This window comes from Streptomyces sp. BE20 (assembly GCF_036322525.1).
Taxonomy (GTDB): Bacteria; Actinomycetota; Actinomycetes; order Streptomycetales; family Streptomycetaceae; genus Kitasatospora.
The window spans coordinates 145,658-170,339 of sequence record NZ_JAQYWW010001223.1 but is presented as its reverse complement, the minus strand read 5'-3'; the positions used below and the strand labels follow the sequence as shown (position 1 = coordinate 170,339).

Below are 24,682 nucleotides of genomic sequence, written 5' to 3'. Positions count from 1 at the left end.
GAGGCCAGTCATGTCCGTCCGTACCCGCCGCCCGGCGGTGTTCCTGCTCTGCTGCACGGCACTGCTCGCCGGCTGCGGCTCCACCGGAGGCGGCCAGGTCGTGATCCGCGCCTCCTCCCCCGAGTCGCTGCCACCGGCCGATCCCGCCCAGGTCGCCGCGACCGCCGCCGCCACCGGCGCCTTCGGGCTGGACCTGCTGCACGCCCTCACCGCCGACCCCGCCGAGACCGGCCGCAACCTGGTGCTCTCGCCGTCCGGCCTGGCCACCGCGCTCGCCATGCTGCTGCCCGGCACCCGCGGCACCACCGCCGACGAGCTCGCCAAGGCGCTGCACACCGAACTCACCCCGCAGCAGTACGCGCTCGCCACCGGCGCCCTGAACCGTCCCGTCCCGGCCAAGGACGGGCTGGTGCTCAAGCAGGCGGACGACGTCTGGGCCCAGCGGGACTTCCCGCTCGACCAGCGGTACCTGGGCGTGCTGGCCGCGGCCTTCGGCGCCGGGGTGCACACCGCCGACTTCCGCAAGGACCCGGAGGGCGCCCGGAAGACCGTCAACTCCGCCGTGGAGAAGGCCACCGAGGGCCGCGTCAAGGACCTCTTCGGCCAGGGGTCGATCAACCCCGACACCCGGCTCGCGCTCACCGACGCGCTCTACCTCAAGGCCGAGTGGGCCACCCCGTTCAAGGCCGGGCGCACCACGGACCGGCCGTTCCACCGCCTCGACGGGTCCGCGCCGGCCGTCCCCACCATGGGGCAGAGCGGCTCGCTCCGCTACGCCGAGGGCTCCGGCGGCATCCTCGGGGAGCCCTGGCAGGCCGTCGAACTCCCCTACGCGGGCGGCACGCTGGCGATGGACCTGGTGGTGCCCGCGCAGGGCGGCTTCGAGGCCTTCCGCAAGGGCCTGGACCAGGCCCGGTTGGAGATGATCCTGGGCTCGCTCGACGAGCGGACCGTCGACCTGACCCTCCCGAAGTTCCACTTCGACACGGCCAACGAGCTGAAGCCCACCCTCCAGGCGCTCGGCGTCAAGGCCGCGTTCGGGCCGGGTGCCGACCTCTCCGGCATCCCCGGCGCGGGCGCGACCGAGCCGCTCAGGGTCGGCACGGTGGTGCAGAAGGCCACCGTCCAGGTCGACGAGGAGGGCACCGTCGCGGCGGCCGGCAGCGGGGTCGGCGTCGAGGCGATGGCCGCGCCGATGCCGAAGGACCCGGTGCAGCTGGACATCGACCGGCCGTTCCTCTTCCTGATCCGGGACACCGCCACCGGCCGGCCGCTCTTCCTCGGCCAGGTCACCGACCCGCAGGCCAAGTGAGCACGGCCCCCCGGGCCCCGGCGCCGCCCGCGCGGCCCCGGCTCACCAGGCCGGGTAGCGGTCCCCGAGGGCCGGGTGGCCCGGTTCGCGGCTGCCGAACAGCACCAGCAGGTCGTCCGCCACCCGCAGCAGCGTCTCCCGGCCCTCCACCGCCTCCGTCCAGTCCGTCGACAGCGCCGAGGCGCCGTACGCCGCACCGACCAGGTTGCCGCAGACCGCACCCGTGGAGTCGCTGTCCCCCGAGTGGTTGACCGACAGCAGCAGCGCCGTCCGGGCCGGCTCCGGACCGGAGGTCCCCGCCAGCAGGCAGTACACCGCGATCGCCAGGCACTCCTCGGCGATCCAGCCCAGCCCGACCCGCTCCACCGCCTCCGCCGACGGCTCGGCCTCCTCGGCCACCCGCACCGCCCGGGCCAGCGCCTGGACCGTCTCCTTGGACGCCGGCCACTCCCGGGTCTGCTCCACGACCTCGCCGACCGCCGCCCACGGCTCCACCCCGGCCGCCAGCCGCTCCACCAGCGACGCGAACGCGCCGGCCGCCAGGTAGCCGGTCGGATGCCCGTGGGTCAGCTGCGCGCACTGCGCGGCCAGCCCGAACGACTGCTCGGCACCCAGTCGGGCCAGCCCGAACGGCGCCGACCGCATCACCGTGCCGCACCCCTTGGAGTGCGCGTTGATCGGCCCCGGCTGCCCCAGCGCGGCCGGCGCCTCGAAGGACGGGTGGTACTTCATCCCGGTCAGACAGGCGTCACCCGGGGCCCGCCGCGCGTACAGGAACGGCTCGCGCAGCAGCCAGCCGTCGTACGGGCGGGCCAGCGGGCTCCGGTCCGGCGCGCCCTGCTGCTGGGTCAGCAGCCACCGCCGGTAAGCGCCGTGCACGGCCTCCGGCACCGAACCGCCACCGCCCGACCAGCCCCGGACGAAACCGCGGATCAGGCCCTCGGCGGTGAACAGCGTCATCTGGGTGTCGTCGGTCACCTCGGCGACCAGGCCGCCGCCCGGCAGGCCGGTCACCCCGGCCGGGCCGTACCGCTCACGGATCTGGTACAACCGCAGGAACTCCACCGGCCAGCCCAGCGCGTCCCCGATCGCCCCGCCGACCAGCGCTCCGCGCACCCGGTCCCGGAACCCCGGCTGTTCGCCCACCGTCACCGTCGTCCCCCTCGCTCGTCGCCGCCCACTGCGGGTGGTGCTCGCCGCGGGTGGTGCCCGCGCCGGGCCGTGCCCGGGCCGGTGTCCGTTCTATCAGGGCCCGTCCGGTCAGCCCCGGATCTCCCCGGCCCGGCCGTGCAGCGCCGCCCGGTCCGCGGCGGCCCGGCCCGCCGCCCAGCCCTCGCCGTCGCTCACCCGGACCCGCTGCGAGACCAGCTTCGGGAACATCCGGCCCACCTCCTGGTCCACCGCCGCCGAACGGGCCGCCAGCGCGGGCAGCAGCCGCTCGTCCGGCACGAGCTGCTCCTCGGTGCCGTCCGCCCGCAGGTGCCGGCCGGCCGCCGCGTCGCTGGTCGCCCGCTCGGTCGCCTCGGTCAGCCGCTCGCGGATCCGCGCCGCGTACGCCACCAGGAAGGACTGCCGGAACGCCTTGGTGCGCGAGGCGCCGTCCAGGTGCTGCCGGGAGCCGGCCTTCTGCATCGCGTGGGTGGCCTGCACCAGCAGCGAGGTGTACAGCAGCTCCACGCCGTCGAGGTCCGCGTCGAAGCCGATCAGGGTGCAGAAGCCGAACTCCTTCGCCCACACCACCCGGCACCGGTTGGCCGCCGCCACGGCGTCCAGCAGCATCGTCTTCGGGACCTCGTAGGGGTTGTCCACCCCGATCCGCAGGGCCCCCGGGGCGTTGCGGTCCGCACCGTCGACGGCCAGCAGCGCTTCGTCGATGCTGTGCTGCGCCATCAGCTGCTGGGCCTTGGCGGTCAGCGCCTCGGCCTCCTCCGGGTACTCGGTGGACTCGGCCTTCGCCAGCAGCGCCCGGATCCGCGACAGCATCCGCGGCTCGCCGGTCACCGGCCCGGGCCGCTCCCGCCGGACGGCGTACCCGACCTGCCCCGGCACCGGCCCGACCGGGGCGATCGGCGGCAGCCGGCCCCAGATCCGCAGCAGCTCCAGTACGGCGGTGGCGAGCGCGAACCGGTCCAGCCGGTGACGCTGCGCGAAGGCCTCCAGGTACCGCTCGTCGTCCGGCCACCAGGCCGCCGTCTCCAGCTCGCGCAGCTGCTCCTGCCAGCGCCGGTCCGGTGCGGCCGCGGCGTGGCGGCGCCCCTCGGCGGAGATCAGGTCCACCGCCAGCGCCAGGTGCACCGGCTTCAGCTCCCGCCGGACCACGCGGGCCAGGTCGGCCGGGCGCCAGCCCGCCGACCAGCACCGGCCGACGGACGTGTCCGCGTACCCGAGCACCGCCCGGCTCACCGCCGGCCACTGGCCGGCGGAGGCCGCCAGCAGGGAGGCCCCGGTGTCCAGCGCGAGGTCGAGGCCGTCCTCGGGCGCCGTGACCACGGTCGCCACCGCCCGCTCCAACAGTGCCCCGGCACCGCCGTCCGCCGCGGTTCCGCCGTCCTGCTTGCGCCTGCCCACGCCACTCCCACTCTCCGTAGCGCGATCCCGCGCCTCCCGCCCATGATGCCTGAGTGGGTCGACCTGGCCCCGGTGCGAGCAGGGCGGGCCGGCGTGACGGAACGTCAAGGCTGCAAGTCTGAATAGGTTTAAGAGGCGGAAAGGGCGATGGACAGGGGTTCCGCCCCTGGCTACGATCATCGGTAGTACGAGCCCTCCGGTGGTTGTGCACGGCCGGTGCCTGGGAAACGTCCCGGGTGCCCCTGTCCACTGGGCCCCGCACTGGTCTGGTGAACGGCGTCGGATACGCCGTTGCCCGATCGAGAGCGGGTCCGACCGCGTCGTCGCCGGGGTGATGCAGCGCGTTGATGAGCCGACGTGTACCCGGGTGCGCCTGAGCACGGGGTGGGGACCGACAAGCCGTTGTCGGGAGAAGACCAACAGGCTCCTGAGCAGGTGCTCCAACCATGAACCGCGAGCCGGTCAGCCGGCGCTTCTACCTCGACGACTCGGGCGACCTCAACCGGGGCATCGTGCTCTACGGCTGGATCGCCGTGGCCACCGTATTGCTGCCGGAGCTGGAGCAGCGGATCCGGTGGTTCCGCGGTGAGCTCCTGCACCGCTACGGGATCCCGGTCGACTACGAGCTGCATGCCCACAAGTTCGTCGTGGGCCGGGGGCGCCCGGGCGGCAGGGACCTGTCGGGGATGGAGCGCAGGCGGGCCACCCAGGCGATGCTCGACTTCCTTGCCGGACTGCCCGGGGTGACGATCGGCTCGGTCTTTCGCGACGGGCTGTTCAAGTCCGACCGGCGCCAGGTCGCCGAGACCTTCGCCGGCGCGCTGCGGCGGATCGACGCCCAGCTCGTGGCGGAGAACGAGTACGGCGAGCTGGTGATCGACGGCAACGGCACAGACCCGCTGTACCAGCAGGTCTTCGACCAGGTGCGGCCCGCGCGCATTGCCGGGCTCGCGTTCGCCCCGGCGCACGAGAACCAGTGGCTCCAGTTCGCCGACCTGGTGGCGTACCTCGCCTTCCAGGGTCTGGTGCTGGCGCCGAACCGGGTCCACCTGCACCACCGGTACCGGGATCAGCTGCCGAAGGCGCACGGCCCCGAGCGGGTCTGACCCGTGCCCGGAAACGACGAAACCCCGGCGCGAGGCCGGGGTCCGTAACAGCAGACCTGACGACAACATCAGCAGTCGCCAAGACCGCAAGGCCACTGTACCGCCGCCGACCGGCCAAGGCCATGCCATAGATCCCAGGACTACTCACCAGAAAGCCAGAAAGGCGAAGGTAAGACTGTGACTGTGCCCATCGAATTCAAGGAGCCGGCCCAGGCTGAAGGCCACATCGGCCGACTGTCGCTCCCAGGGCCGAGGGGACCGGAAAGCCTGAGGTTCATCCTCAAAGGCGAAGAAGTCACCATCAGCGGCTTCGAGCGCCAGCTCCCGGAGCCGTCCTCGGCCAGCTCCCGGGGGAAGCTGGTCAAGGCGGGCCTCGCCGACTCCGGGACGGCGCTCGATGAGGACGGCTGGCACGCGGTGGCCCGCGCCGTCGTTCACCCCGAAGGCGTCGCCGCACAACTGCGAACCCAGACGGGCCTGGCTTCGGCGCTGATCGAGGAGCACGTCGAGGGCGCCACCCTGCGGTCGATTCACGCGCGGGTATGGCTCACCGAGCTGTTCCCGGGTCTACAGCCCAGGACGGGGCAGGAGTCCCTGCCGATCGCGGATCCGGCCGTCCGGGGCATGCTGGAGGAGTCCGCCGGAGAGGGCGCCCCCCGCCCGCTGGCCACGGTGTCGTACGTCTACCGGGATCTGCAGCACCTGCACGACCATCTGCGGCAGACCATCACCTACACGCGGAGAGCCAACCCGAACCCCTACGACCAGTCGATCCTCGCGCGACGGATCACCCGTGCGGTGATCGCGCACCCGTGTCGGCTGGAGTTCGAGGACGACACCGAGCCGATCCACGTGCTGGTCGTCCGGGACGGCATCACCCGCATCACCAGCGCCTGGGCGCTGCTCGCCGGGGACGACGCCACTCCGGACGAGATCGCGCGGCTGGCTTCGGAGTGCCTGCTCGCGGAGAAGCCGACCCGCCGGGGCAGCGCCGAAAGGAGCCTGAGCCAGCGCCAGTCGCTGGGGCGCCAGGAGCAGCTCGACCACCTTCGGGGCGAGTTCCTGAGGGGGCTCGACGAGACGCCGTCGGACCGTGCGGTCAGGATCGGACAGACCCTGGTCGTCCCGGCGCAGATCGCGGTCGGTCTCCAGGCGTACCCGGGCGGTGCACTCCCGGAGGTGGAGCTGTTCGACGACGCGGTGCGCAGCATCCTCGCCTCGGTCCATGTGGAGTTCAAGGGCTGGGACGCTGCCGCACAGAACGTCGAGGTGGGCTCCCGCGCGCTCCGCCGCGTCGTCCTGTCCGGCCAGGTACAGACGGACATAGGCGCGGCAGACCTCTCCGACATCGTGGACCTGGCGGTGGGCAGGATCAAGGTCGAGGCCCTGCCGACGGTGTTCAGGGACAAGGCGATTCCACCCACGGCGCTGTGGCGGGCCGTCTACCTGGTGCATGCGTTGACCAGGCCGTCGCTCTACCGGGAGGTCAAGCGGCACGCCATGGACATCAAGGGCACGCGTGCCATGAAGTTCATCGGCTACGCGGAGCTGCTGGGCCCGATCGTGGACCTACCGTGGCGCGGGGCGAAGAAGGCGGTCCTCCAACAGGCACGTAACGCCTGGGCGAACGGTGGAGTGATCACCGCCGACGTGCGGGGTTCGTGGGAGCCGGTGCCGACGGAGCGGCTCACCGAGTTGGTGCCGGCGGCACTGGCCGGTGACTTCGACGCGCGGATGACGATCACGGTCGCCGGTGGCATCGCCCTGATCACGGACAAGTTGCTGACGCGGAACGTGGGCTCCGCGGTGGGGCGCACGGTCCCCTTCAGGGCCGACGTCCACGCGGTGATCGCGGACCTGTCGCGACAGGGGAACGAGGCGGGCCTCTGGCTGCTGGCCCATGCGGCCGACAGATTCGAGGCCGACCGCCAGGCGAAGAACTCGCTGACCGATGCGCAGCTGACCCGGGTGACCGACCTGACCCCGTACTACACGCACGTCAGGATCGACGTGTCGGCCTCGGACAAGGTGGCGAGGGACCCGGGTGGCGCCGAGCTCGCGTTGGACCAGTACGCGGTCGTGGCGACATCTGACGTCAGCAAGGCGGAGAAGGCGCAGCAGGAGCTGAGCGACTCGGCGAACGACGGCAAGGAGCTGTCGATCGACGAGCGGGCCGCCATCGAGCGGGCCGGCCTCCTGCGGGCCCTCCAGACCGCCAACGACCGGCTGAGCGCACTGACGGCGCTCACCCAGGGCACCACATTGGAGGGGTTCGGCTCCAAGGACGAGTGGGATCCGCTCTACAAGCTCTCGTCGAAGTTGCTCCACGCCATCTACAACGGCGGCACCACCCTGGTCGGTACGGAGGTGTTCGAGGAGAACGAGGAGAGCGAGGAGAACGAGGAGTGACGACCGCGGGGGGCGGGGCGGGTGGACTCCTCACCCGTCCCGCCCCTCCGCGTCAGCGCTCGACGGTCTTGGCGAGGATCTCCGGGAGGCGTTCCAGCAGGCGGCCGGCGGCGAGGCGCAGGCCGAGGGCGGCGACGAGGGCGCCGTAGGCGGGTCCGACCAGGAGGACGGGCCAGGTCGGGCCGTCGGCGGCCAGCGCCCAGCCGAGGTAGCCCGCGACCGGGGAGGCGAGGACGGCGCTGCCGAAGATCGAACCGAAGCTGTTGACCATCACCAGCCCGCCCTGGCCGGGCGCCGCGTTGCGCATCGGGTTGTTGTCGGCGGGCATGGTGTACGGCGCGAGCACGCTGAGTACGGAGCCGATCGCGATGCCGCTGCCGAGCAGGGCGAAGGCCACGCCGGTGGCCGCCGGCAGACCGGCCCAGTCGCCGCTGACCGCCGCCAGGGCCGGCGCGAGCACGAGGGTGATCGGGACGGCGTAGGAGAGGACGGCGAAGGCCCGGCCGCGCAGCTCGTCCCGGGCGTCGGCCGGGGTGAGCAGGGTGGCGGCGACCATCCAGAACGCCGACCCGTCCATGCCGAACAGGTTGAGCATCTGCAGACCGAGGAACATCCCGGCCATCGCCACCAGGTAGACCGTCGCCCAGCCCTGGACCACCGACAGCACGCAGATCACCAGGGTCATGCCGATGCTGGTGAAGACGGCGGCCTTCGCCCGCGGCTCCCGCCAGGCGTACCGCAGGTGACGCTGCATCACCGCGCCGACCCGGCCGCCCGGGAGGAAGCGCGCGCCGCGCGCACCCTGGACGGCGCGCACCACCTCCAGGGTGGAGGCGTCGGCGGTGACCATCAGCTGCTGGAGGCTGGAGCGCCACCAGCGCAGCAGCAGCACCAGCAGGCCAGCGGTCGCCGCCAGCTGGAGCAGCGCCAGGCCGTACCGGCCCTCGCCTGCCGTGCGGGCCGCGTCGACGGCGCCGACCGGCGGCACCCAGCGCAGCACCGAGGCGACCGGTGCCAGCGGGCTGAGGTCGAGGCCGTGCTCGCCGGCCTTGCCGAAGACGCTCTGCGAACCGACGTTGGCGATCTGCACCAGCAGGGCGAAGAGCAGCCCGCCGAAGATGGCGAAGTCCTTGCCGCGCCGGCTGGAGAGCAGCCGGGCGTTCCCGGCCGCGACCGAGCGGGACAGCACGACCACGGTGAGTACGGCCAGCGGGACGCCGACCGCACCGGCCACCGCCGACGCCATGCCGTCGGCGCCGGAGAGCGCGGCCCCGGTGAGCAGGATCAGGCTGACCAGCGGGCCGGGCCCGATCAGTGAGGCCAGCACCGAGCCGCGGAGCAGCGGGGCGGGCCGCAGCGGGAGCATGGTGAGCCGGGTCGGGTCGGCGCTCTCGTCGCTGGAGAACAGGAACAGCGGGATCGCGGCCCAGCCGAGGGCGAGCGCGCCGGCGAGGACGACACCCGCGTCGCCGGCCGAGCCGGCCTCGGTGGGGCGGTCGAGCAGGGCGAAGGCGACCGCGATCCCGGCGGCGAAGAGCACGCCGAGGACGGCGCCGACGACGTACAGGGCGGCCCGGCCGCGGCTGCGGCGCAGGCCGTTGCGGAGCAGTCGGAGCTTGAGCGAGACGAGGGTCCGGACCACCGTCCGGTCGTCGGGCACGCCGCCCCGGACGGACGGGGCGGCGGGGACGGCGGCGGGGACGGCTGCGGGGGAGGAGCTCACCGCTCGCCCCCGCCGAGCCAGTCGAGGGAGCGGCCGTCGTCCTCGCGGACGCCGATGAGGTCGAGGAACGCCTCGTGCAGGCTGCGCCCGCCGCGGACGGCGTCGAGCGGGCCGTGGGCGATGACCTGGCCGGCGCTGATCACGGCGACCCAGTCGCAGAGCTGCTCGACCAGCTCCATCACGTGGCTGGAGAAGACGACCGTGGAGCCGGCCGCCGCGTACCGCTTGAGCACGCCGCGGATGGTCTGGGCGGAGACCGGGTCGACGCCCTCGAAGGGCTCGTCGAGGAAGAGCACGTCCGGGTTGTGCAGCAGTGCGGAGGCGAGGCCGATCTTCTTGCGCATGCCGGTGGAGTAGTCGGCGACCAGCTTGTCGGCGTGGCCGGTCAGGTCGAGCACGGCGAGCAGTTCCTCGGCCCGGCGGTCGACCTCGGCGCCGGGCAGGCCGCGCAGCCGGCCGTTGTACTGCAGCAGTTCGCGGCCGCTGAGGCGCTCGAACATCCGCAGGCCCTCGGGGAGGATGCCGATCCGGGACTTGGCCGCGACCGGGTCGGCCCAGACGTCGGCGCCGTGGATCAGGACGGTGCCCTGGTCGGGGCGGAGCAGACCGGTGGCCATCGACAGGGTGGTGGTCTTGCCGGCGCCGTTCGGGCCGACCAGCCCGATGAACGCCCCGGTCGGCAGCTCCAGGCTGAGCCCGGCCACCGCGGCCTGGCTGCCGAAGTGCTTCCACAGCCCCCGGACGGAGACGGCGGAGGGAGCGGCCGGGGGAACGGGGGAATCGGGGGCGGGGGACGGCGGCGGCGCTGACGCCTGCATGGTGGCCCTCTCTGCTGGTGGGCGGGCGGTCGGGTCCATGATCGTTCCATGATCGACATCGGTCCGACGACAGCCTGCCACCGTCCGGGCGGCCCTGTCCCGTGTGCGGACGTTCCGGGCGTGTCTGGGCCGAACGGGTGAGGCGGGGCCGGGTCCGGCCGGGCCCGTGCAGGGGCGGAGTCGAATAACCGGAAGGTGGCAACTACTCAGGGCCCCCGTTCGTCCTGCACTATGAGGACCAGTGGGCGTGCCGATGCACGCAGGGGCGCCGGGAGGTGGCGGATGGCCGTTCAGCCGTGGGGCGAACCGGGGTACGGGGCCGGGGGGCGCCAGCCTGCCGTCTCGGCGCAGGCGGCGATGCGTGCCGCGCACGCCGACCGCGAGCGGACGGTGGACGTGCTGAAGGCGGCTTTCGCCGAGGGGCGGCTCACGGCGGACGAGTACGGCGACCGGTTCACGGCGGCCAGCACCGCGCAGACCTACGGGCAGCTCGCCCAGCTGGTGGCCGACCTGCCGTCCGGTCCGATGGTGGCCCCGGCGCACCTCGCCGGGCCGGTCGTGCCGCCGACGTTCCTGATCCCGCAGCCGCTCCCGCCGCAGCGCCGGACCAACGCGGTGGCGGTGACCTCGCTGGTGCTGGGCCTGCTGTGCGTCCCGACCGGGGGCATGCTCGGGCTGCCGGCCGTGATCACCGGCCACATCGGCCGCCGGCAGGTGCAGGAGCGGAACGAGGAGGGTGACGGCATGGCCGTCACCGGCCTGGTCTTCGGCTGGCTGTCGATCGCGTTCTGGATGCTGCTCGGCGTGATGGTGGTGCTCTTCGGCGGCTGACCGCCCGCGGGGCGGCCGGAGGCCGCTCCGGTGGCGACGGTTCCCGCGATGTGGTAGAGCGGCAGGAGGAGGGTCCGACACCGGGCGGCCGCGTGCGGGACATCCCGGCGACACCCGGCCGACGGCCACGACCTGCGGCGTTGCATTTGTTTTGACCGAGCCCGATGCGCTAGGTACGCTCTGACCTTGTGCCTGGGGTGTCCCCGGGTCCTTGTGCGTGCATGCACACCGGCCGCCGCGCCGAGCCGGAGCGCTTTCCAGTGCCCCGAGCGTAGAGCGCCGCCGCTGTACATCAGCTCATGGGATTCCGTGTCGGAATAGCCCAACACACCCGACCGCGTGGGTCGACCACGCGGCTGTGTGTGCAGGGAACACCGCAGGTTAGTTTCACCAAGCCTTGGCACACAGAAAACGGAGAAACGGTGCCTACGATCCAGCAGCTGGTCCGAAAGGGCCGGCAGGACAAGGTCGAGAAGAACAAGACTCCCGCGCTGAAGGGTTCCCCGCAGCGCCGTGGGGTCTGCACGCGTGTGTACACGACCACCCCGAAGAAGCCGAACTCGGCGCTTCGTAAGGTCGCCCGTGTGCGCCTCACCAGCGGGATCGAGGTCACCGCTTACATTCCGGGCGAGGGCCACAACCTGCAGGAGCACTCCATCGTGCTGGTGCGCGGTGGTCGTGTGAAGGACCTTCCTGGTGTCCGCTACAAGATCATCCGCGGTTCGCTCGACACCCAGGGTGTCAAGAACCGCAAGCAGGCTCGCAGCCGCTACGGCGCCAAGAAGGAGAAGTAAGAATGCCTCGTAAGGGCCCCGCCCCGAAGCGCCCGGTCATCATCGACCCGGTCTACGGCTCCCCTGTCGTCACCCAGCTGGTCAACAAGATCCTGCTGCACGGCAAGCGCTCCACCGCCGAGCGGATCGTCTACGGCGCCCTTGAGGGCGTCCGTGAGAAGACCGGCTCGGACCCGGTCGTCGCGCTGAAGCGTGCGCTGGAGAACGTCAAGCCGGCCCTCGAGGTCAAGTCCCGCCGTGTCGGTGGCGCGACCTACCAGGTTCCGGTCGAGGTCCGTCCGGGCCGCGCCAGCACCCTGGCGCTGCGCTGGATGGTCGGCTACTCGCGCGCCCGTCGCGAGAAGACCATGACCGAGCGCCTGATGAACGAGATCCTCGACGCCAGCAACGGCCTGGGCGCTTCCGTGAAGCGTCGCGAGGACACCCACAAGATGGCCGAGTCCAACAAGGCCTTCGCGCACTACCGCTGGTAGTCCGTACCCCGTCACTAGACAGAGAGAGAACGAGCCACCATGGCTGCAACCTCCCTTGACCTCGCCAGGGTCCGCAACATCGGGATCATGGCGCACATCGACGCGGGCAAGACCACCACCACCGAGCGGATCCTGTTCTACACCGGTGTCTCGTACAAGATCGGTGAGGTCCACGATGGCGCTGCCACCATGGACTGGATGGAGCAGGAGCAGGAGCGCGGCATCACGATCACGTCGGCCGCGACGACCTGTCACTGGACGGTCGACGACGTCGCCAACACCATCAACATCATCGACACCCCGGGCCACGTCGACTTCACCGTCGAGGTGGAGCGTTCGCTGCGCGTGCTCGACGGTGCCGTGACGGTGTTCGACGGTGTCGCCGGTGTCGAGCCCCAGTCCGAGACCGTGTGGCGGCAGGCTGACCGCTACGGCGTCCCGCGCATCTGCTTCATCAACAAGCTGGACCGCACGGGCGCCAACTTCTTCTTCTGCGTGCAGACCATCGTGGACCGCCTCGGCGCCACCCCGCTGGTCATGCAGCTCCCGATCGGTGCCGAGGCGGACTTCCAGGGCGTTGTCGACCTGGTCCGCATGAAGGCGCTGGTCTGGTCCGCCGAGGCGGCCAAGGGTGAGATGTACGACATCGTCGACATCCCGGCCGAGCTGCAGGAGCAGGCGGACGAGTACCGCACCCAGCTGATCGACACCGTCTCCAACGTGAGCGACGAGATCATGGAGCTCGCCCTCGAAGAGGCCGAGATCCCGGTCGAGCTGCTCCAGGACGCGATCCGCAAGGGCACGCTGAACTCGGACTTCACCCCGATCTTCTGCGGTACCGCGTTCAAGAACAAGGGCGTTCAGCCCCTGCTCGACGCGGTCGTCAAGTACCTGCCGTCGCCGCTGGACATCGAGTCCATCGAGGGCACCAAGCCCGGCGACGACACGGTCAAGATCTCCCGCAAGGCCTCGGACGACGAGCCGCTCGCCGCGCTCGCGTTCAAGATCATGTCGGACCCGCACCTCGGCAAGCTCACCTTCGTCCGGGTCTACTCGGGCCGCCTGGAGTCCGGCACCTCGGTGCTGAACGCCGTGAAGGGCAAGAAGGAGCGCATCGGCAAGATCTACCGCATGCACGCGAACAAGCGTGAGGAGATCGACTCGGTGGGCGCCGGCGACATCATCGCCGTCATGGGCCTGAAGCAGACCACCACCGGTGAGACGCTGTCCGACGAGAAGAACCCGGTCATCCTGGAGTCCATGGACTTCCCGGCCCCGGTCATCCGCGTCGCGATCGAGCCCAAGTCCAAGGGTGACCAGGAGAAGCTGGGCGTTGCCATCCAGCGTCTCGCCGAGGAGGACCCGTCCTTCCAGGTCAACACGGACGAGGAGACCGGCCAGACCATCATCGCGGGTATGGGCGAGCTGCACCTCGAGGTGCTCGTCGACCGTATGCGCCGTGAGTTCAAGGTCGAGGCCAACGTCGGCAAGCCGCAGGTCGCGTACCGCGAGACGATCCGCAAGGCCGTCGAGCGCATCGACTACACCCACAAGAAGCAGACCGGTGGTTCCGGTCAGTTCGCCAAGGTGCAGATCGCGATCGAGCCGCTCGAGCAGGCCGAGGGCTACGAGTTCGTCAACCAGGTCACCGGTGGCCGCGTGCCGCGGGAGTACATCCCGTCGGTCGACGCCGGCTGCCAGGAGGCCATGGAGTTCGGCATCCTCGCCGGCTACCCGCTCCAGGGTGTCCGCGTGAAGCTGCTCGACGGTGCGGCGCACGACGTCGACTCGTCCGAGCTCGCGTTCAAGATCGCCGGCTCGATGGCCTTCAAGGAAGGCGCCCGGAAGGCCTCCCCGGTCCTCCTGGAGCCGATGATGGCCGTCGAGGTCACCACGCCCGAGGACTACATGGGCGACGTGATCGGCGACATCAACTCTCGTCGTGGCCAGATCCGGTCCATGGACGAGCGTCACGGTGCCCGCGTCGTCACGGCGCTGGTGCCCCTCTCCGAGATGTTCGGCTACGTCGGTGACCTGCGCAGCAAGACCTCTGGTCGCGCGAGCTACTCGATGCAGTTCGACTCGTACGCCGAGGTTCCGCGGAACGTGGCGGACGACATCATCGCCAAGGCCAAGGGCGAGTAGGGACCGGCACCTGCCGGCTCCCTGTTCGAGGCCGCCGTACGTCCCGACGATCGGGACGACAGCGAACCCTTAGGCTATTAGGAGGCAATCCGGGAGAATCCGGTCGGATTCTCCCGGGGCCTCCGGCCCCCACCCGCGGGACGGCATGGAGTGCCTCGGCGCTCCGTACCCAACCCGATCAAAGACCAACTGACGTCAGCACGGCGTACAGAACTGTCCTCAGGAGGACTGCAGTGGCGAAGGCGAAGTTCGAGCGGACGAAGCCCCACGTCAACATCGGCACCATCGGTCACATCGACCACGGTAAGACCACTCTTACCGCGGCGATCACCAAGGTGCTGCACGACGCTCACCCGGACATCAACCCCTTCACGCCGTTCGACCAGATCGACAAGGCGCCGGAGGAGCGGCAGCGCGGTATCACCATCTCGATCGCGCACGTCGAGTACCAGACCGAGGCGCGTCACTACGCCCACGTCGACTGCCCGGGTCACGCGGACTACATCAAGAACATGATCACCGGTGCGGCCCAGATGGACGGTGCGATCCTCGTCGTCGCCGCCACCGACGGCCCGATGCCGCAGACCAAGGAGCACGTCCTCCTGGCCCGCCAGGTCGGCGTCCCCTACATCGTCGTCGCCCTGAACAAGGCCGACATGGTGGACGACGAGGAGATCCTGGAGCTCGTCGAGCTCGAGGTCCGTGAGCTCCTCTCCGAGTACGAGTTCCCGGGCGACGACCTGCCGGTCGTCCGCGTCTCCGCGCTGAAGGCGCTGGAGGGCGACAAGGAGTGGGGCGAGAAGCTCCTCGGCCTGATGGCGGCGGTCGACGAGGCCATCCCGACCCCGGCCCGCGCCGTGGACCAGCCGTTCCTGATGCCGATCGAGGACGTCTTCACGATCACCGGTCGTGGCACCGTCGTCACCGGTCGTATCGAGCGTGGCATCCTCAAGGTCAACGAGACTGTCGACATCATCGGCATCAAGGAGACCAAGACCACCACCACGGTCACCGGCATCGAGATGTTCCGCAAGCTGCTCGACGAGGGCCAGGCGGGCGAGAACGTCGGTCTGCTCCTCCGTGGCATCAAGCGCGAGGACGTCGAGCGCGGCCAGGTCATCATCAAGCCCGGCTCGGTCACCCCGCACACCGACTTCGAGGCCCAGTCCTACATCCTGTCGAAGGACGAGGGTGGTCGTCACACCCCGTTCTTCAACAACTACCGCCCGCAGTTCTACTTCCGTACCACGGACGTGACCGGCGTCGTTACCCTCCCCGAGGGCACCGAGATGGTCATGCCGGGCGACAACACCGCCATGACGGTCGTGCTGATCCAGCCGATCGCCATGGAGGAGGGCCTCAAGTTCGCCATCCGTGAGGGTGGCCGCACCGTCGGCGCCGGCCAGGTCACCAAGATCCTCAAGTAATTGACGATCTGACCTGCCTGTGACCCACAGGCGATCCGAAGGGCCCCGCACACCTCAGGGTGTGCGGGGCCCTTCGGTCTTAACCCTGCGCTCATCTTCTCTCACGGAGCGCTCACAGGCTGCTGCTATTCTCGGGCCACGAACCAGCCCCAGCAGCGGAAAGCGGGAGCACCTCATGCCAACGGCGCCCCAGTTGTCGGTCGTGATGCCGATCTACAACGAGCAGGAAGCGCTCCCGCTGACGGTCGAGCGCCTCCGCCCGATACTCGACGCCCTCGACGTCACCTACGAGGTGGTCGGTGTCGACGACGGCAGCACGGACGTCACCCCGGTGCTGATGCAGAAGATCCGCCAGGACTGGCCCGAGTTCCGCATCGTCCGCTTCGCGCGCAACTCCGGTCACCAGGCCGCGCTCACCGCCGGGATCCACCGGGCGCTGGGGGACTACGTGGTCAGCATCGACGCGGACCTCCAGGACCCGCCGGAGAAGATCCCCGAGATGCTCGCACTCGCCCGCGAGCAGAACCTGGACATCGTCTACGGGGTCCGCGGCGACCGCGCCACCGACACCCGCTTCAAGCGGCGCACCGCCGGCGCCTACTACTGGCTCATGCGCAAGCTCGTCGGCAAGCGGATGCCCAGCCAGGCCGGCGACTACCGGCTGCTCAGCCGGGCCGCCGTCGACGCCCTCAAGTCCCTCCCCGAGCACCAGCCGGTCTACCGGCTGCTCGTCCCCTGGCTCGGCTTCCCCAGCGGCGAGGTCGTCTACGTCCGCGAGGAGCGGGTCGCCGGGGCGACGCACTACCCGTTGTCCAAGATGGTGCGGCTGGCGATCGACAGCATCACCAACTTCTCCGCAAGTCCCCTGCGGCTCGCCACCTGGATGGGCCTGCTGAGCTTCCTGGTCTGCATAGGGCTCGCCGTCTACACGGCGTTCGCGTACGCGCTCGGCGCCACCGTGCCGGGCTGGTCGTCGCTCTTCATCGGGATGCTCTTCATCGGTGCCGTGCAGCTGATCTGCGTCGGTCTGCTCGGCGAGTACATCGGGCGGATCTACTCGGCCGTGCAGGCCCGCCCCGCGTACTTCGTCGGCTACGACTCGGCCGAGGACGAGTGGCAGGAGCGGTCGCGATGACCTCCACAGGGGAACGGATCCGGTCGCAGCGAACCGTGTCGAGCCGCCCGGGGCGGCTCCGGTGCGCGGCACGGAGGACGGAACGGACAGCATGGGCACCACCAACAGCACGGCGTCCTCGGCCAGGTCCCGGGACGGTCGCCCGCCGGGCGGGGCGAGTGCTTCCGCGTCGCTGACGGCGGGCCGCCGCGACTCCCCTGCCCCGGCCGGGCTGCGGCGGTGGGCGCCGGCGGTGGCCTGCTACCTGTTCGCGGTCGCGCTGCTGCTGGCCACGGACACCCCGCCGGGCGACATCGCCCGCTACACGGGCTACGCGGCCTGGGGCGTGCTGCTTCCCGGCACGCTGGTGTTCCGGGCGCTCCGCCGCCGCCCCCACACCCTGGTCGAGGACCTCGTCCTCGGCGCGGTCACCGGCCTCGTGCTGGAGCTCGGCGCGTGGGTCCTGCTGGTGCCGCTCGGCCTGCAGAGGTTCGCGGTGGCCTGGCCGCTGCTGGTGGTGGTGCCCTTCCTGGCGGTGCCCGGCCTGCGGCGGCACTGGCGGCCGGCCGGGTACCGCCGGCCGGCGGAACGCTGGTCCTGGGCGACGGCCGGCGTGGTGGCCCTCTCCTTGGCGTACTACTACGAGGTCTTCCTCGCCCGGTTCCCGATCCTGCCGGACAGCGAGACCAGCCGGCAGTACGGCGACCTGCCCTACCTGCTGTCGCTCGCGGGGAACGCCAAGTACAACGTCCCGCCGACGCTGCCGCAGGTGTCGGGGGAGCCGCTGAACTACCACTGGTTCACCTTCGTCCACATGGCGATGGGCGATCTGGTCGGGCACATCGACCTGTCGGTGGTCGAGATGCGGCTGATGGTCCCGGCTCTGGGCGCGCTGGGGATCCTCGCCGTCGCGGTGGTCGCCCACCGGCTCGTGGGCCGGCCCTGGGCCGGCCCGGTGGCGGCCCTGCTGGTGTTCGCGGTGGGCGAGTTCACCGCGGCGTACCCCAACAACGTGGGCAGCTGGACCTTCGGGGCTCCCGCGGTCCGGCTGATGTCGTTCGCCAGCCTCTCCCTGACGTACAGCCAGCCGCTGCTGATCGCCCTGATCGGTGCGGCCGGCGACCTCCTGAGGCGGACCCGGGAGGGCGACGGGGGGATCCCGTCGTTCGGCCGCGGCGCCTACGTGCTCGCCGCGCTGTTCGCGCTGGCCTCCAGCGCGGCGAAGGCCAGCACGCTTCCGGTGGTCCTGGGCGGTCTCGGCTTCGCCGGGCTGATGATCCTGATCGGGACGCGGCGCGTCCCGTGGACGATCGTCGGCCTGGGGGCGATCATCGGCGCGGCGCAGCTCTTCGCGACGGCCGCCGTCTTCGACTTCCAGAGCTATGCGCTGGAGGTCGTCCCGTTCGGCAACGTCCGGGGGTACTGGGCGGATCCGGACGGTTCCCGGCCGGCGGCGGTGCAGGCCGGGCTGGTCGCCGCGATCCTGGTCGCGTTCGTGCTGAACCACCACCTCAAGGCGGCCGGGATGCTGCCTCTGCTGTGGCGCAGCCGGCTGGACCTCGCTCCGGTGCAGTGGTTCCTGCTCGGCGGCGCGCTGGCCGGGCCGGCCGCCTACCTCGCGGTGAACGGCTTCAACGCCAGCTACTTCACCCTGGCGGGGCTGCCCTTCGCCGCCCTGCTCTCGGCGTGGGGGTACTGCGAGACCTTCGAGCGGGCGGCGCTCCCGCGCCGTGCGGTGCTCCTGCTGGCCGCCGCGGCGGCGGTCCTGGCCGGAGCGCTCACCCTCACCCTCTACCGGTACTCGGACGACTGGAAGGCGTTCGCGGCCCGGCCGTTCGACGGTCCGGCAGGGGAGCCGCCGTACGTCAAGCTGCTGCCCGCGCTGGTCGCGGCGGCGGCGCTGGCCGGGCTCGCGCTGGCCGGCGGCCTGCTCTGGCGGCTCGCCGGCCGGGCGGTGCCGGCGCTGCGGCGCCGCGGCGGCGTCGTGCTGCTGACGGCGGTGCTGGCGGTGGGTGTCCCGGCGACGGCCCTGGACGTCCTCCAGGCGCGGAAGGTGCACTGGGAGGGCTCGTGGATCCTGCCGGAGACGCAGGTCCAGGCGGCCCGCTGGGTCCGTGAGCACAGCGGGCCGCGGGACGTGCTCGCCACCAACAGCCACTGCTGGCAGTTCGAGGACTACGCGGACAGCGCCTCCTGCGACAACTACCGTTCGTACTGGTTGAGCGCCTACTCCGAACGCTCGGTGCTGATCGAGGGCTGGGCCTACGCGCCCCGGTTGATGGCGACCGCGGCCGGAGCCGTGTCGGCCACGACGGGCTTCTGGGACGAGGCCCTGTTCAGGCGCAACGAGGAGGCGTTCTACCATCCGACGGCGGACACCCTGCGACGGCTGCGCGACGACGACCCCCGGCTCCGGTACCTGGTGGTCCACCGCAAGGCCGGGGCCGAGTCGCCGCGGCTGAAGGACCTCACCAAGCAGGTGTTCGACAACGGCCGGGTGGCCGTGTACGAGCTCTCCTGATCCGACGAAGAAATCATGGGCATCCAGATGGTCTCCACCGACAAGCCGACCGTGCCGGCGCAGGACGGTCCCGCGGCGGCGCGGCCGGCCGGGACGGTCCGGCGCCAGATGCCGTCCTTCCTGGTGATCGGGGTCCTGAGCACCCTCTTCTACCTGGGGCTGTACGTCGTCGCGCGGCAGTTCGTCGCCCCGCAGGCGGCGAACCTGATCGCGCTCGCGGTGAGCGCGGTGGCCAACACCGCGGCCAACCGGCGGTTCACCTTCGGGATCACGGGTGCCGAGGGCGCCCTGCGCCACCAGCTCCAGGGGGCGGTCGCCTTCCTGATCGGCCTGGGTCTCAGCGCCGGGGTGCTCGCCCTGCTGGACCTCGCGGCGCCGGACGCCTCGCGCACGGTCGAGGTGGCGGGCCTGGTGGTCGCCAACGGCCTGGCCACCGTCCTGCGCTTCGTGCTGATGCGGATCTGGGTCTTCAAGGAGCGGAAGGGCTGACCCGGTCGGCGGTCGGCGGTCGGTGGGCGCTCCGGCGCGACGGTTCAGCTGCCGGCCTTCGCGGGCCGGGCTCCCTCCGCGGAGCCCCGCGGCCCCGGGGCCCAGTTCCGCAGCCGCATCGCGGGCTCCTCGACGACGTGCCAGGAGAAGGCCGCCAGGGCCAGTGTCGCGGTCATGGCGGCCGCGAAGAAGCCCAGGACGCCGAAGCGCGCGAAGCCGAGCAGCGCGGCCGCCTGCTCGACCGGGAACCCGTAGATGTACACGCCGTACGAGTAGTCGTGGCGGCGTCCGACGGCCTGGAACCGGCGGGGCAGCCGGGCCGCCGCCCAGAAGAGCAGGTACACCAGGGCGGGGTGGCCGAGCACGGGATAGCCGCGCCAGTACAGCGTCCCGGCCAGGACGATCCCGGCGGCCAGCGCCAGCCGGTCGTCCACCGGGATCCGGTCGGCCCACAGCCGGAGGCCGGCGCCCAGCAGGAAGACGAACCCGAGGTGCACCAGCAGGTACCCGCTGAGCTGCCCGAGGACCGGGACGGCCACACCGGGGCCGACGAGCGGGGAGCCCGGGGACGGGAGGTCGGCGAGTCCTCCGGCGATCAGCAGCCAGAGCGCCAGCGCCAGCGCGGGGACGACCAGCCGGCCGCGCAGCAGGCCGAGCGCGGCCAGCAGGCCGGCGAGGGCGTAGCAGAGGATCTCGTACTTCAGGGACCACAGGGCGCCGTTGAGGCTCCGGTCGAAGTTGGTCGACCGGCGGATGCCCTCGGCCAGCACGCCGGAGATGTCCCAGCCGGCCGCGGGCGAGGTGCTGCCGAGGCTGCTCAGGTAGCTCAGCGGACCGTCCGGGCGGTTCCAGAAGCCCGTCAGTGACCCGTGCTGGAAGAGGTAGAGCAGCGGTACGAGGGCCAGGGCACAGACCAGCAGCGAGCCCCAGAGCCCGGGCAGGATGCGCAGGGCCCGGTGCCAGGCGAAGCGGAGGGGCGACAGGGCCGCGGCACTGCCGGTGATCATGAAGCCGGAGAGGGCGAAGAACCCGAGGACGGCCGACTTGCCGAAGTCGGTCTGGTGACCGCTCCAGTTCCAGAGGGGGTCCAGCCGGCCCCAGCCGAGCGGGTAGACGTGCGAGACCACCACCGCGACCGCGAGCAGCAGGCGCACGGCGCCGAAGCTGTTGGCCCGACCCGTGCAGAGGTCGGCGAGGGTGCCGTGCGGGCGGAGCAGTGCGCGCAGTGTCGTGCCTTCCCGTTCATTGGGTGGCGCGGGCGCGGTGCCCGGACCCGGTGGGGCCCGGGCACCGCGCCCGTCGGGGCCGGTGGCCCGCTGAGTCTCGTACCGCCGTACTGCCGTGCTGCTTGCCGTGCGGGGGTCAGGCCGAGGAGGCGACCTGGGCCTGCCAGAGGTCCCGGACGGCCTCGCGCAGCGTGCGCCGGGGCTCCCACCCGAGCTGCTCGCGGGCGACGGTGACATCGAGCTGCTGCCACTCGGTCTCCGGGCCGGTGCCGTCCGGCGCGGGGACCTCGGTGATCTCGGTGGGCACCCCGCTCTCCTCGATCAGCAGCTCGACGAGCAGCCGGGCGGAGGAGGCGGTGCCGGTGCCGACGTTGACCACCGGCGGGAGGACGTCGGCGCGGGCGGCGATCAGGACGGCGTCGAGGGTGTCGGTGAGGTCGACGAAGTCGCGCTGGGCGGTGAGCGGCTGGAGGGAGAGCTGCGCGGTCTCGCCGGCCAGCCGGGCGGCGTCCAGCTTGGCGGCCATCACGCCGAGCAGGCTGTGGCCGGGCTGGCCGGCGCCGACGACGTTGCCGAGCCGCAGCGAGACCGCGTCCAGCCGGCCGGCCTCGACGGCCCGGACCAGGGCCTCGGTGGCGGCGAGCTTGAGCTTGCCGTACTCCATCACCGGGGCGGCGGGGTCGCTCTCGCGCTGGCCGGTGCCGACCGGTGCCATGCCGTACTCGTGCACGGTGCCGAGGTGGACCAGGCGGGCGGGGGAGGCCATCGCGGAGACCGCCTCGATCAGCCGGTCCACCAGGACGACGTTGGCCTGGTACATCTGCTCGTCGTTCAGGCCCCACATGCCGCCGGCCGCGTTGACGACCGTGTCGATCCGCTCACGGTCGAGCAGCGCGGTGAGGTCGGCGGCGGCGTCGGAGGAGATGTCGAAGGCGACGAACCGGCCGGGGGCCGGCACCGCCGGCGCCTTGCGGGCCAGGCTGACGACCTCGACGCCCTGCTCCAGCAGGCGGGCGCCGAGCACCCGGCCGATGAAGCCGGTGCCGCCGAGGACGGCCACCCGGGAGGGGGTCGTGTGCGGTGCGGTCATTGCGGAGATCTCCCAGGGGACGGTGGTGAGCGGGGGTCAGCGGGGGCGGGCGGCCGTGCTGGTGGCGTTGCGCAGCAGGGCCTTCGCCCCGTCCCACTGGCCGGCGCGCATCGCGCCAGGGACCAGGGTGAGGGCGTGGATCCGGGCCGACAGGTGCATCCGGGACGCCTTGGCGGCCCGCGGCCAGCCGTGTGCGTCGAGGCGGTCGGCGGCGTCGAGGAAGTACCGGCGGGCCTCGGTGAAGCGGGTGCCGCTGAAGGCCGACGAGGAGGAGATGCTGACCGCGTGCCGGCGGTACTGGAAGGCCCGGACGTCGTCGACGACCATCTGCTCGCCGGCCTGGAGCAGGTCGATGACGAGCGCGAGGTCCTGGATGATCTCCAGGTTGTCGCGGAAACCCATGGTCCGCACGGCGTCCGTGCGCCAGCAGATCGACGGGAAGTACAGCCAGTTGCCCTTGAGCAGGCTGACCGCCAGGTCCTCGCCGCCCCGCAGGGTGCGGCCCTGCTGCTTGGGCGCGTAGATCCGGCGCTTGGCCTCGTCGGCGAGCGAGCTGCTGGGCTTGCCGTCGCCGTCGATGACCTGGACGCCCGGCTGGATCATCGCGACGCCGGGGTACTGGGCCAGGATCGAGCGGATGGTGGCGACGTAGTTGGGGAGCATGATGTCGTCCGTGCCCATGAACATCATGTACTCGTGCTCGGCCATGCCCAGGCACTTGCGGTAGTTGCCGGTGACGCCGAGGTTCTTCTCGTTGCGGAAGTACCGGACCCGCGGGTCGTCGAGCTCGGCGAACCACTCCGGCACGCCGGGCTCCCGACCGTCGTCGACGACGGTCAGCCGCCAGTCAGGGTCGGTCTGGGCCAGCACACTGCGCACCGCTGCCTGCATCAGCGCGACGTCGCCGTAGTACGGAAGCAGGATTTCCAGAGTGGTCATGGTGGAGGCACATCCGCTGGTCGGAGTCGGGGCCGGAACAGGGCAGGGACCCTGTGGCTGGCCCATCATACTGAGCCCGTCCGCGCCCCTCCGCCGGGCCGAGCGCGGGCTGCGGGCCGGGCCGCGGCCCCGCGGACGACGATGCCCGGGCCCGCCGCAGAGCGGTGGACCCGGGCATCGGAGGGTCTCAGCGGTTGCGCAGGCCCTCGGTGAAGGCGAGGCACTTCTCGTAGTCCGGCAGCAGGCCGCCGGCGATCGCGTCGGCCAGCGACGGGGCGGCGTCGTCACGGGCGGACAGCTGCGGGGCGTCGGTGGGCCACTCGATGCCGAGGTCCGGGTCGAGCGGGTGCACCGCGTGCTCGCCGGTCGGGTTGTAGGTCTCGGAGCAGACGTACGACAGCGTGGCGTCGTCGGTCAGCGCGCAGAAGCCGTGGCCGAATCCCTCGGGGATGTAGACCGACTTGCGCTCGACGTCGTCCAGGCGGACGAACTCCCAGCGGCCGAAGGCGGGGGAGCCGACCCGCAGGTCCACGACCACGTCGAGGACGGCGCCGCGGACGCAGCTGACGTACTTGGCCTGGCCGGGCGGGACGTCGGCGAAGTGGATGCCGCGGACGACGTCCTTGGCGGACACCGACAGGTTGCCCTGGGCGAGGTTCAGCGGGTGGCCGACGACCTCCTCCAGCCGGTCGAAGCGGTACCACTCCATGAACAGGCCGCGCGGGTCGCCGTGCTGCTGCGGGGTGACCTCGAAGGCGCCGGGGAGGGAGAGCTCGCGGAACTTCACCGGGCGTTCTCCTCGTCGAGCAGGGCGATCAGGTAGTCGCCGTAGCCGCTCTTGCACAGCGGCTCGGCGAGTTCGCGCAGCTGCGCGTCGTCGATCAGGCCGGCCCGCCAGGCGGCCTCCTCGATGCAGCCGATCTTGAAGCCCTGGCGCTCCTCGATGACCCGCACGAACTCGGAGGCCTGGACCATCGAGACGAAGGTGCCGGTGTCGAGCCAGGCGGTGCCGCGGTCGAGGATGGTGACGTGCAGCTCGCCGGTCTTGAGGTACTCCTCGTTGACGGCGGTGATCTCCAGCTCGCCGCGCGCGCTCGGGCTGAGGCCCGACGCGATCTTGACCACGCGGTTGTCGTAGAAGTAGAGACCGGGCACCGCGTAGCGCGACTTCGGCTGGGTGGGCTTCTCCTCGATGGAGATGACCTGGCCGTTGTCGTCGAACTCGACCACGCCGTACGCGGTCGGGTCGGCGACCGGGTAGGCGAAGACCATGCCGCCGTGCGGCGAGGTGCGCTCCGCGAGCCGGGTGCCGAGGCCGCTGCCGTGGAAGATGTTGTCACCGAGGATCAGCGCGACGGGCTCGTCGCCGATGAAGTCGGCGCCGAGCACGAAGGCCTGGGCGATGCCCTCGGGCTTCTCCTGGACGGCGTACTCGAGCTTGAGGCCGAACTGGGAGCCGTCGCCGAGCAGGCGCTGGAACTGCTCCTGGTCCTGCGGGGTGGTAATGATCAGGATCTCGCTGATACCGGCCATGACCAGGGTCGACAGCGGGTAGTAGATCATCGGCTTGTCGAAGACGGGGAGGAGCTGCTTCGAGACTGCTCGGGTCAGCGGCCACAGACGTGACCCGGTACCGCCCGCCAAGAGAATTCCACGCATGCGCGCAGCTTATGTGAGGTGCGGAGCCTGCTGCTGAC

Annotated in this window: 20 protein-coding genes; 11 read left to right on the top strand and 9 right to left on the bottom strand. The window is 71.5% G+C overall.

Annotation, left to right across the window (positions count from 1 at the left end; genetic code table 11):
* Positions 1–10: 10 nt before the first annotated feature.
* Positions 11–1,312, top strand: a complete 1,302-nt coding sequence (locus PUR61_RS43055) for a serpin family protein (protein ID WP_329885408.1) — start codon at positions 11–13, stop codon at positions 1,310–1,312.
* A 42-nt stretch (positions 1,313–1,354) separates the two neighbouring features.
* Here the strand turns inward: PUR61_RS43055 and PUR61_RS43050 are convergent, their stop codons facing one another.
* Together PUR61_RS43050 and PUR61_RS43045 are read right to left on the bottom strand one after the other, a co-directional pair.
* The gene (locus tag PUR61_RS43050) at positions 1,355–2,458 is read right to left on the bottom strand and encodes an ADP-ribosylglycohydrolase family protein (RefSeq protein ID WP_329885407.1); all 1,104 of its coding nucleotides are present in this window, start codon (positions 2,456–2,458) and stop codon (positions 1,355–1,357) included.
* 114 nt (positions 2,459–2,572) lie between these two features.
* Entirely contained in the window at positions 2,573–3,880 is a 1,308-nt protein-coding gene (locus PUR61_RS43045) for a DUF2786 domain-containing protein (RefSeq protein WP_329885406.1), read from the bottom strand.
* 446 nt (positions 3,881–4,326) lie between these two features.
* Between PUR61_RS43045 and PUR61_RS43040 the strand changes: the two genes are divergently transcribed.
* Together PUR61_RS43040 and PUR61_RS43035 are read left to right on the top strand one after the other, a co-directional pair.
* Entirely contained in the window at positions 4,327–4,986 is a 660-nt protein-coding gene (locus tag PUR61_RS43040) for a DUF3800 domain-containing protein (protein WP_329885405.1), read from the top strand.
* 183 nt (positions 4,987–5,169) lie between these two features.
* Positions 5,170–7,395: a hypothetical protein gene (locus tag PUR61_RS43035; protein ID WP_329885404.1), complete on the top strand. Its 2,226-nt coding sequence runs from the start codon at positions 5,170–5,172 to the stop codon at positions 7,393–7,395.
* A 52-nt stretch (positions 7,396–7,447) separates the two neighbouring features.
* Here the strand turns inward: PUR61_RS43035 and PUR61_RS43030 are convergent, their stop codons facing one another.
* Both PUR61_RS43030 and PUR61_RS43025 read right to left on the bottom strand, forming a co-directional pair.
* Positions 7,448–9,118: a transporter gene (locus tag PUR61_RS43030; protein WP_329885403.1), complete on the bottom strand. Its 1,671-nt coding sequence runs from the start codon at positions 9,116–9,118 to the stop codon at positions 7,448–7,450.
* Entirely contained in the window at positions 9,115–9,936 is an 822-nt protein-coding gene (locus PUR61_RS43025; RefSeq protein WP_329885735.1) for an ABC transporter ATP-binding protein, read from the bottom strand. Before PUR61_RS43025 ends, PUR61_RS43030 begins: the two co-directional genes overlap by 4 nt.
* 282 nt (positions 9,937–10,218) lie before the next feature.
* Here PUR61_RS43025 and PUR61_RS43020 point away from each other — a divergent pair, with 282 nt between their 5' ends.
* From PUR61_RS43020 to PUR61_RS42985, 8 genes are all read left to right on the top strand, one after another.
* Complete coding sequence (locus PUR61_RS43020) at positions 10,219–10,767, top strand: DUF1707 and DUF4190 domain-containing protein (protein ID WP_329885402.1); 549 nt, start codon at positions 10,219–10,221, stop codon at positions 10,765–10,767.
* A 422-nt stretch (positions 10,768–11,189) separates the two neighbouring features.
* Positions 11,190–11,561: a 30S ribosomal protein S12 gene (gene rpsL / locus PUR61_RS43015; RefSeq protein WP_014144289.1), complete on the top strand. Its 372-nt coding sequence runs from the start codon at positions 11,190–11,192 to the stop codon at positions 11,559–11,561.
* Positions 11,562–11,563: 2 nt separating this feature from the next.
* Positions 11,564–12,034 (top strand): 30S ribosomal protein S7, encoded by a 471-nt coding sequence (gene rpsG, locus PUR61_RS43010; protein WP_148644378.1) that lies wholly within the window; start codon positions 11,564–11,566, stop codon positions 12,032–12,034.
* A gap of 39 nt (positions 12,035–12,073) precedes the next feature.
* Positions 12,074–14,179, top strand: coding sequence for an elongation factor G (gene fusA / locus PUR61_RS43005; protein ID WP_329885401.1), 2,106 nt, complete (start codon positions 12,074–12,076; stop codon positions 14,177–14,179).
* 233 nt (positions 14,180–14,412) lie between these two features.
* Entirely contained in the window at positions 14,413–15,606 is a 1,194-nt protein-coding gene (tuf, locus tag PUR61_RS43000; RefSeq protein WP_329885400.1) for an elongation factor Tu, read from the top strand.
* Positions 15,607–15,781: 175 nt separating this feature from the next.
* Positions 15,782–16,741 carry a glycosyltransferase family 2 protein gene (locus PUR61_RS42995; RefSeq protein WP_329885399.1) on the top strand — a complete coding sequence of 320 codons (960 nt, stop codon included), beginning with the start codon at positions 15,782–15,784 and terminating at the stop codon, positions 16,739–16,741.
* Between the two features lie 91 nt (positions 16,742–16,832).
* Positions 16,833–19,241, top strand: coding sequence for a hypothetical protein (locus PUR61_RS42990; RefSeq protein WP_329885398.1), 2,409 nt, complete (start codon positions 16,833–16,835; stop codon positions 19,239–19,241).
* 15 nt (positions 19,242–19,256) lie between these two features.
* Positions 19,257–19,730 (top strand): GtrA family protein, encoded by a 474-nt coding sequence (locus PUR61_RS42985; RefSeq protein ID WP_329885397.1) that lies wholly within the window; start codon positions 19,257–19,259, stop codon positions 19,728–19,730.
* 44 nt (positions 19,731–19,774) lie between these two features.
* Here PUR61_RS42985 and PUR61_RS42980 read toward each other — a convergent pair whose 3' ends face one another.
* From PUR61_RS42980 to rfbA, 5 genes are all read right to left on the bottom strand, one after another.
* Entirely contained in the window at positions 19,775–20,884 is a 1,110-nt protein-coding gene (locus PUR61_RS42980) for an acyltransferase family protein (RefSeq protein ID WP_329885395.1), read from the bottom strand.
* A gap of 208 nt (positions 20,885–21,092) precedes the next feature.
* The gene (locus PUR61_RS42975) at positions 21,093–22,046 is read right to left on the bottom strand and encodes an NAD-dependent epimerase/dehydratase family protein (RefSeq protein ID WP_329885393.1); all 954 of its coding nucleotides are present in this window, start codon (positions 22,044–22,046) and stop codon (positions 21,093–21,095) included.
* A 36-nt stretch (positions 22,047–22,082) separates the two neighbouring features.
* Positions 22,083–22,985, bottom strand: coding sequence for a glycosyltransferase family 2 protein (locus PUR61_RS42970; protein WP_329885392.1), 903 nt, complete (start codon positions 22,983–22,985; stop codon positions 22,083–22,085).
* 187 nt (positions 22,986–23,172) lie between these two features.
* A complete protein-coding gene (rfbC, locus tag PUR61_RS42965; protein WP_329885391.1) occupies positions 23,173–23,772 on the bottom strand; it encodes a dTDP-4-dehydrorhamnose 3,5-epimerase in 600 nt (199 codons plus the stop codon).
* Entirely contained in the window at positions 23,769–24,644 is an 876-nt protein-coding gene (gene rfbA / locus PUR61_RS42960; RefSeq protein ID WP_329885390.1) for a glucose-1-phosphate thymidylyltransferase RfbA, read from the bottom strand. Before rfbA ends, rfbC begins: the two co-directional genes overlap by 4 nt.
* Positions 24,645–24,682: the final 38 nt, after the last annotated feature.

Coding starts and splice junctions, on each gene's coding strand:
- PUR61_RS43055 (WP_329885408.1), top strand. CDS start 11: ATGTCCGTCCGTACCCGCCGCCCGGCGGTGTTCCTGCTCTGCTGCACG.
- rpsG (WP_148644378.1), top strand. CDS start 11,564: ATGCCTCGTAAGGGCCCCGCCCCGAAGCGCCCGGTCATCATCGACCCG.
- fusA (WP_329885401.1), top strand. CDS start 12,074: ATGGCTGCAACCTCCCTTGACCTCGCCAGGGTCCGCAACATCGGGATC.
- PUR61_RS42975 (WP_329885393.1), bottom strand. CDS start 22,046: ATGACCGCACCGCACACGACCCCCTCCCGGGTGGCCGTCCTCGGCGGC.
- PUR61_RS42995 (WP_329885399.1), top strand. CDS start 15,782: ATGCCAACGGCGCCCCAGTTGTCGGTCGTGATGCCGATCTACAACGAG.
- PUR61_RS43025 (WP_329885735.1), bottom strand. CDS start 9,936: ATGCAGGCGTCAGCGCCGCCGCCGTCCCCCGCCCCCGATTCCCCCGTT.
- PUR61_RS43040 (WP_329885405.1), top strand. CDS start 4,327: ATGAACCGCGAGCCGGTCAGCCGGCGCTTCTACCTCGACGACTCGGGC.
- PUR61_RS42990 (WP_329885398.1), top strand. CDS start 16,833: ATGGGCACCACCAACAGCACGGCGTCCTCGGCCAGGTCCCGGGACGGT.
- PUR61_RS43020 (WP_329885402.1), top strand. CDS start 10,219: ATGGCCGTTCAGCCGTGGGGCGAACCGGGGTACGGGGCCGGGGGGCGC.
- PUR61_RS42970 (WP_329885392.1), bottom strand. CDS start 22,985: ATGACCACTCTGGAAATCCTGCTTCCGTACTACGGCGACGTCGCGCTG.
- PUR61_RS42985 (WP_329885397.1), top strand. CDS start 19,257: ATGGGCATCCAGATGGTCTCCACCGACAAGCCGACCGTGCCGGCGCAG.
- rfbA (WP_329885390.1), bottom strand. CDS start 24,644: ATGCGTGGAATTCTCTTGGCGGGCGGTACCGGGTCACGTCTGTGGCCG.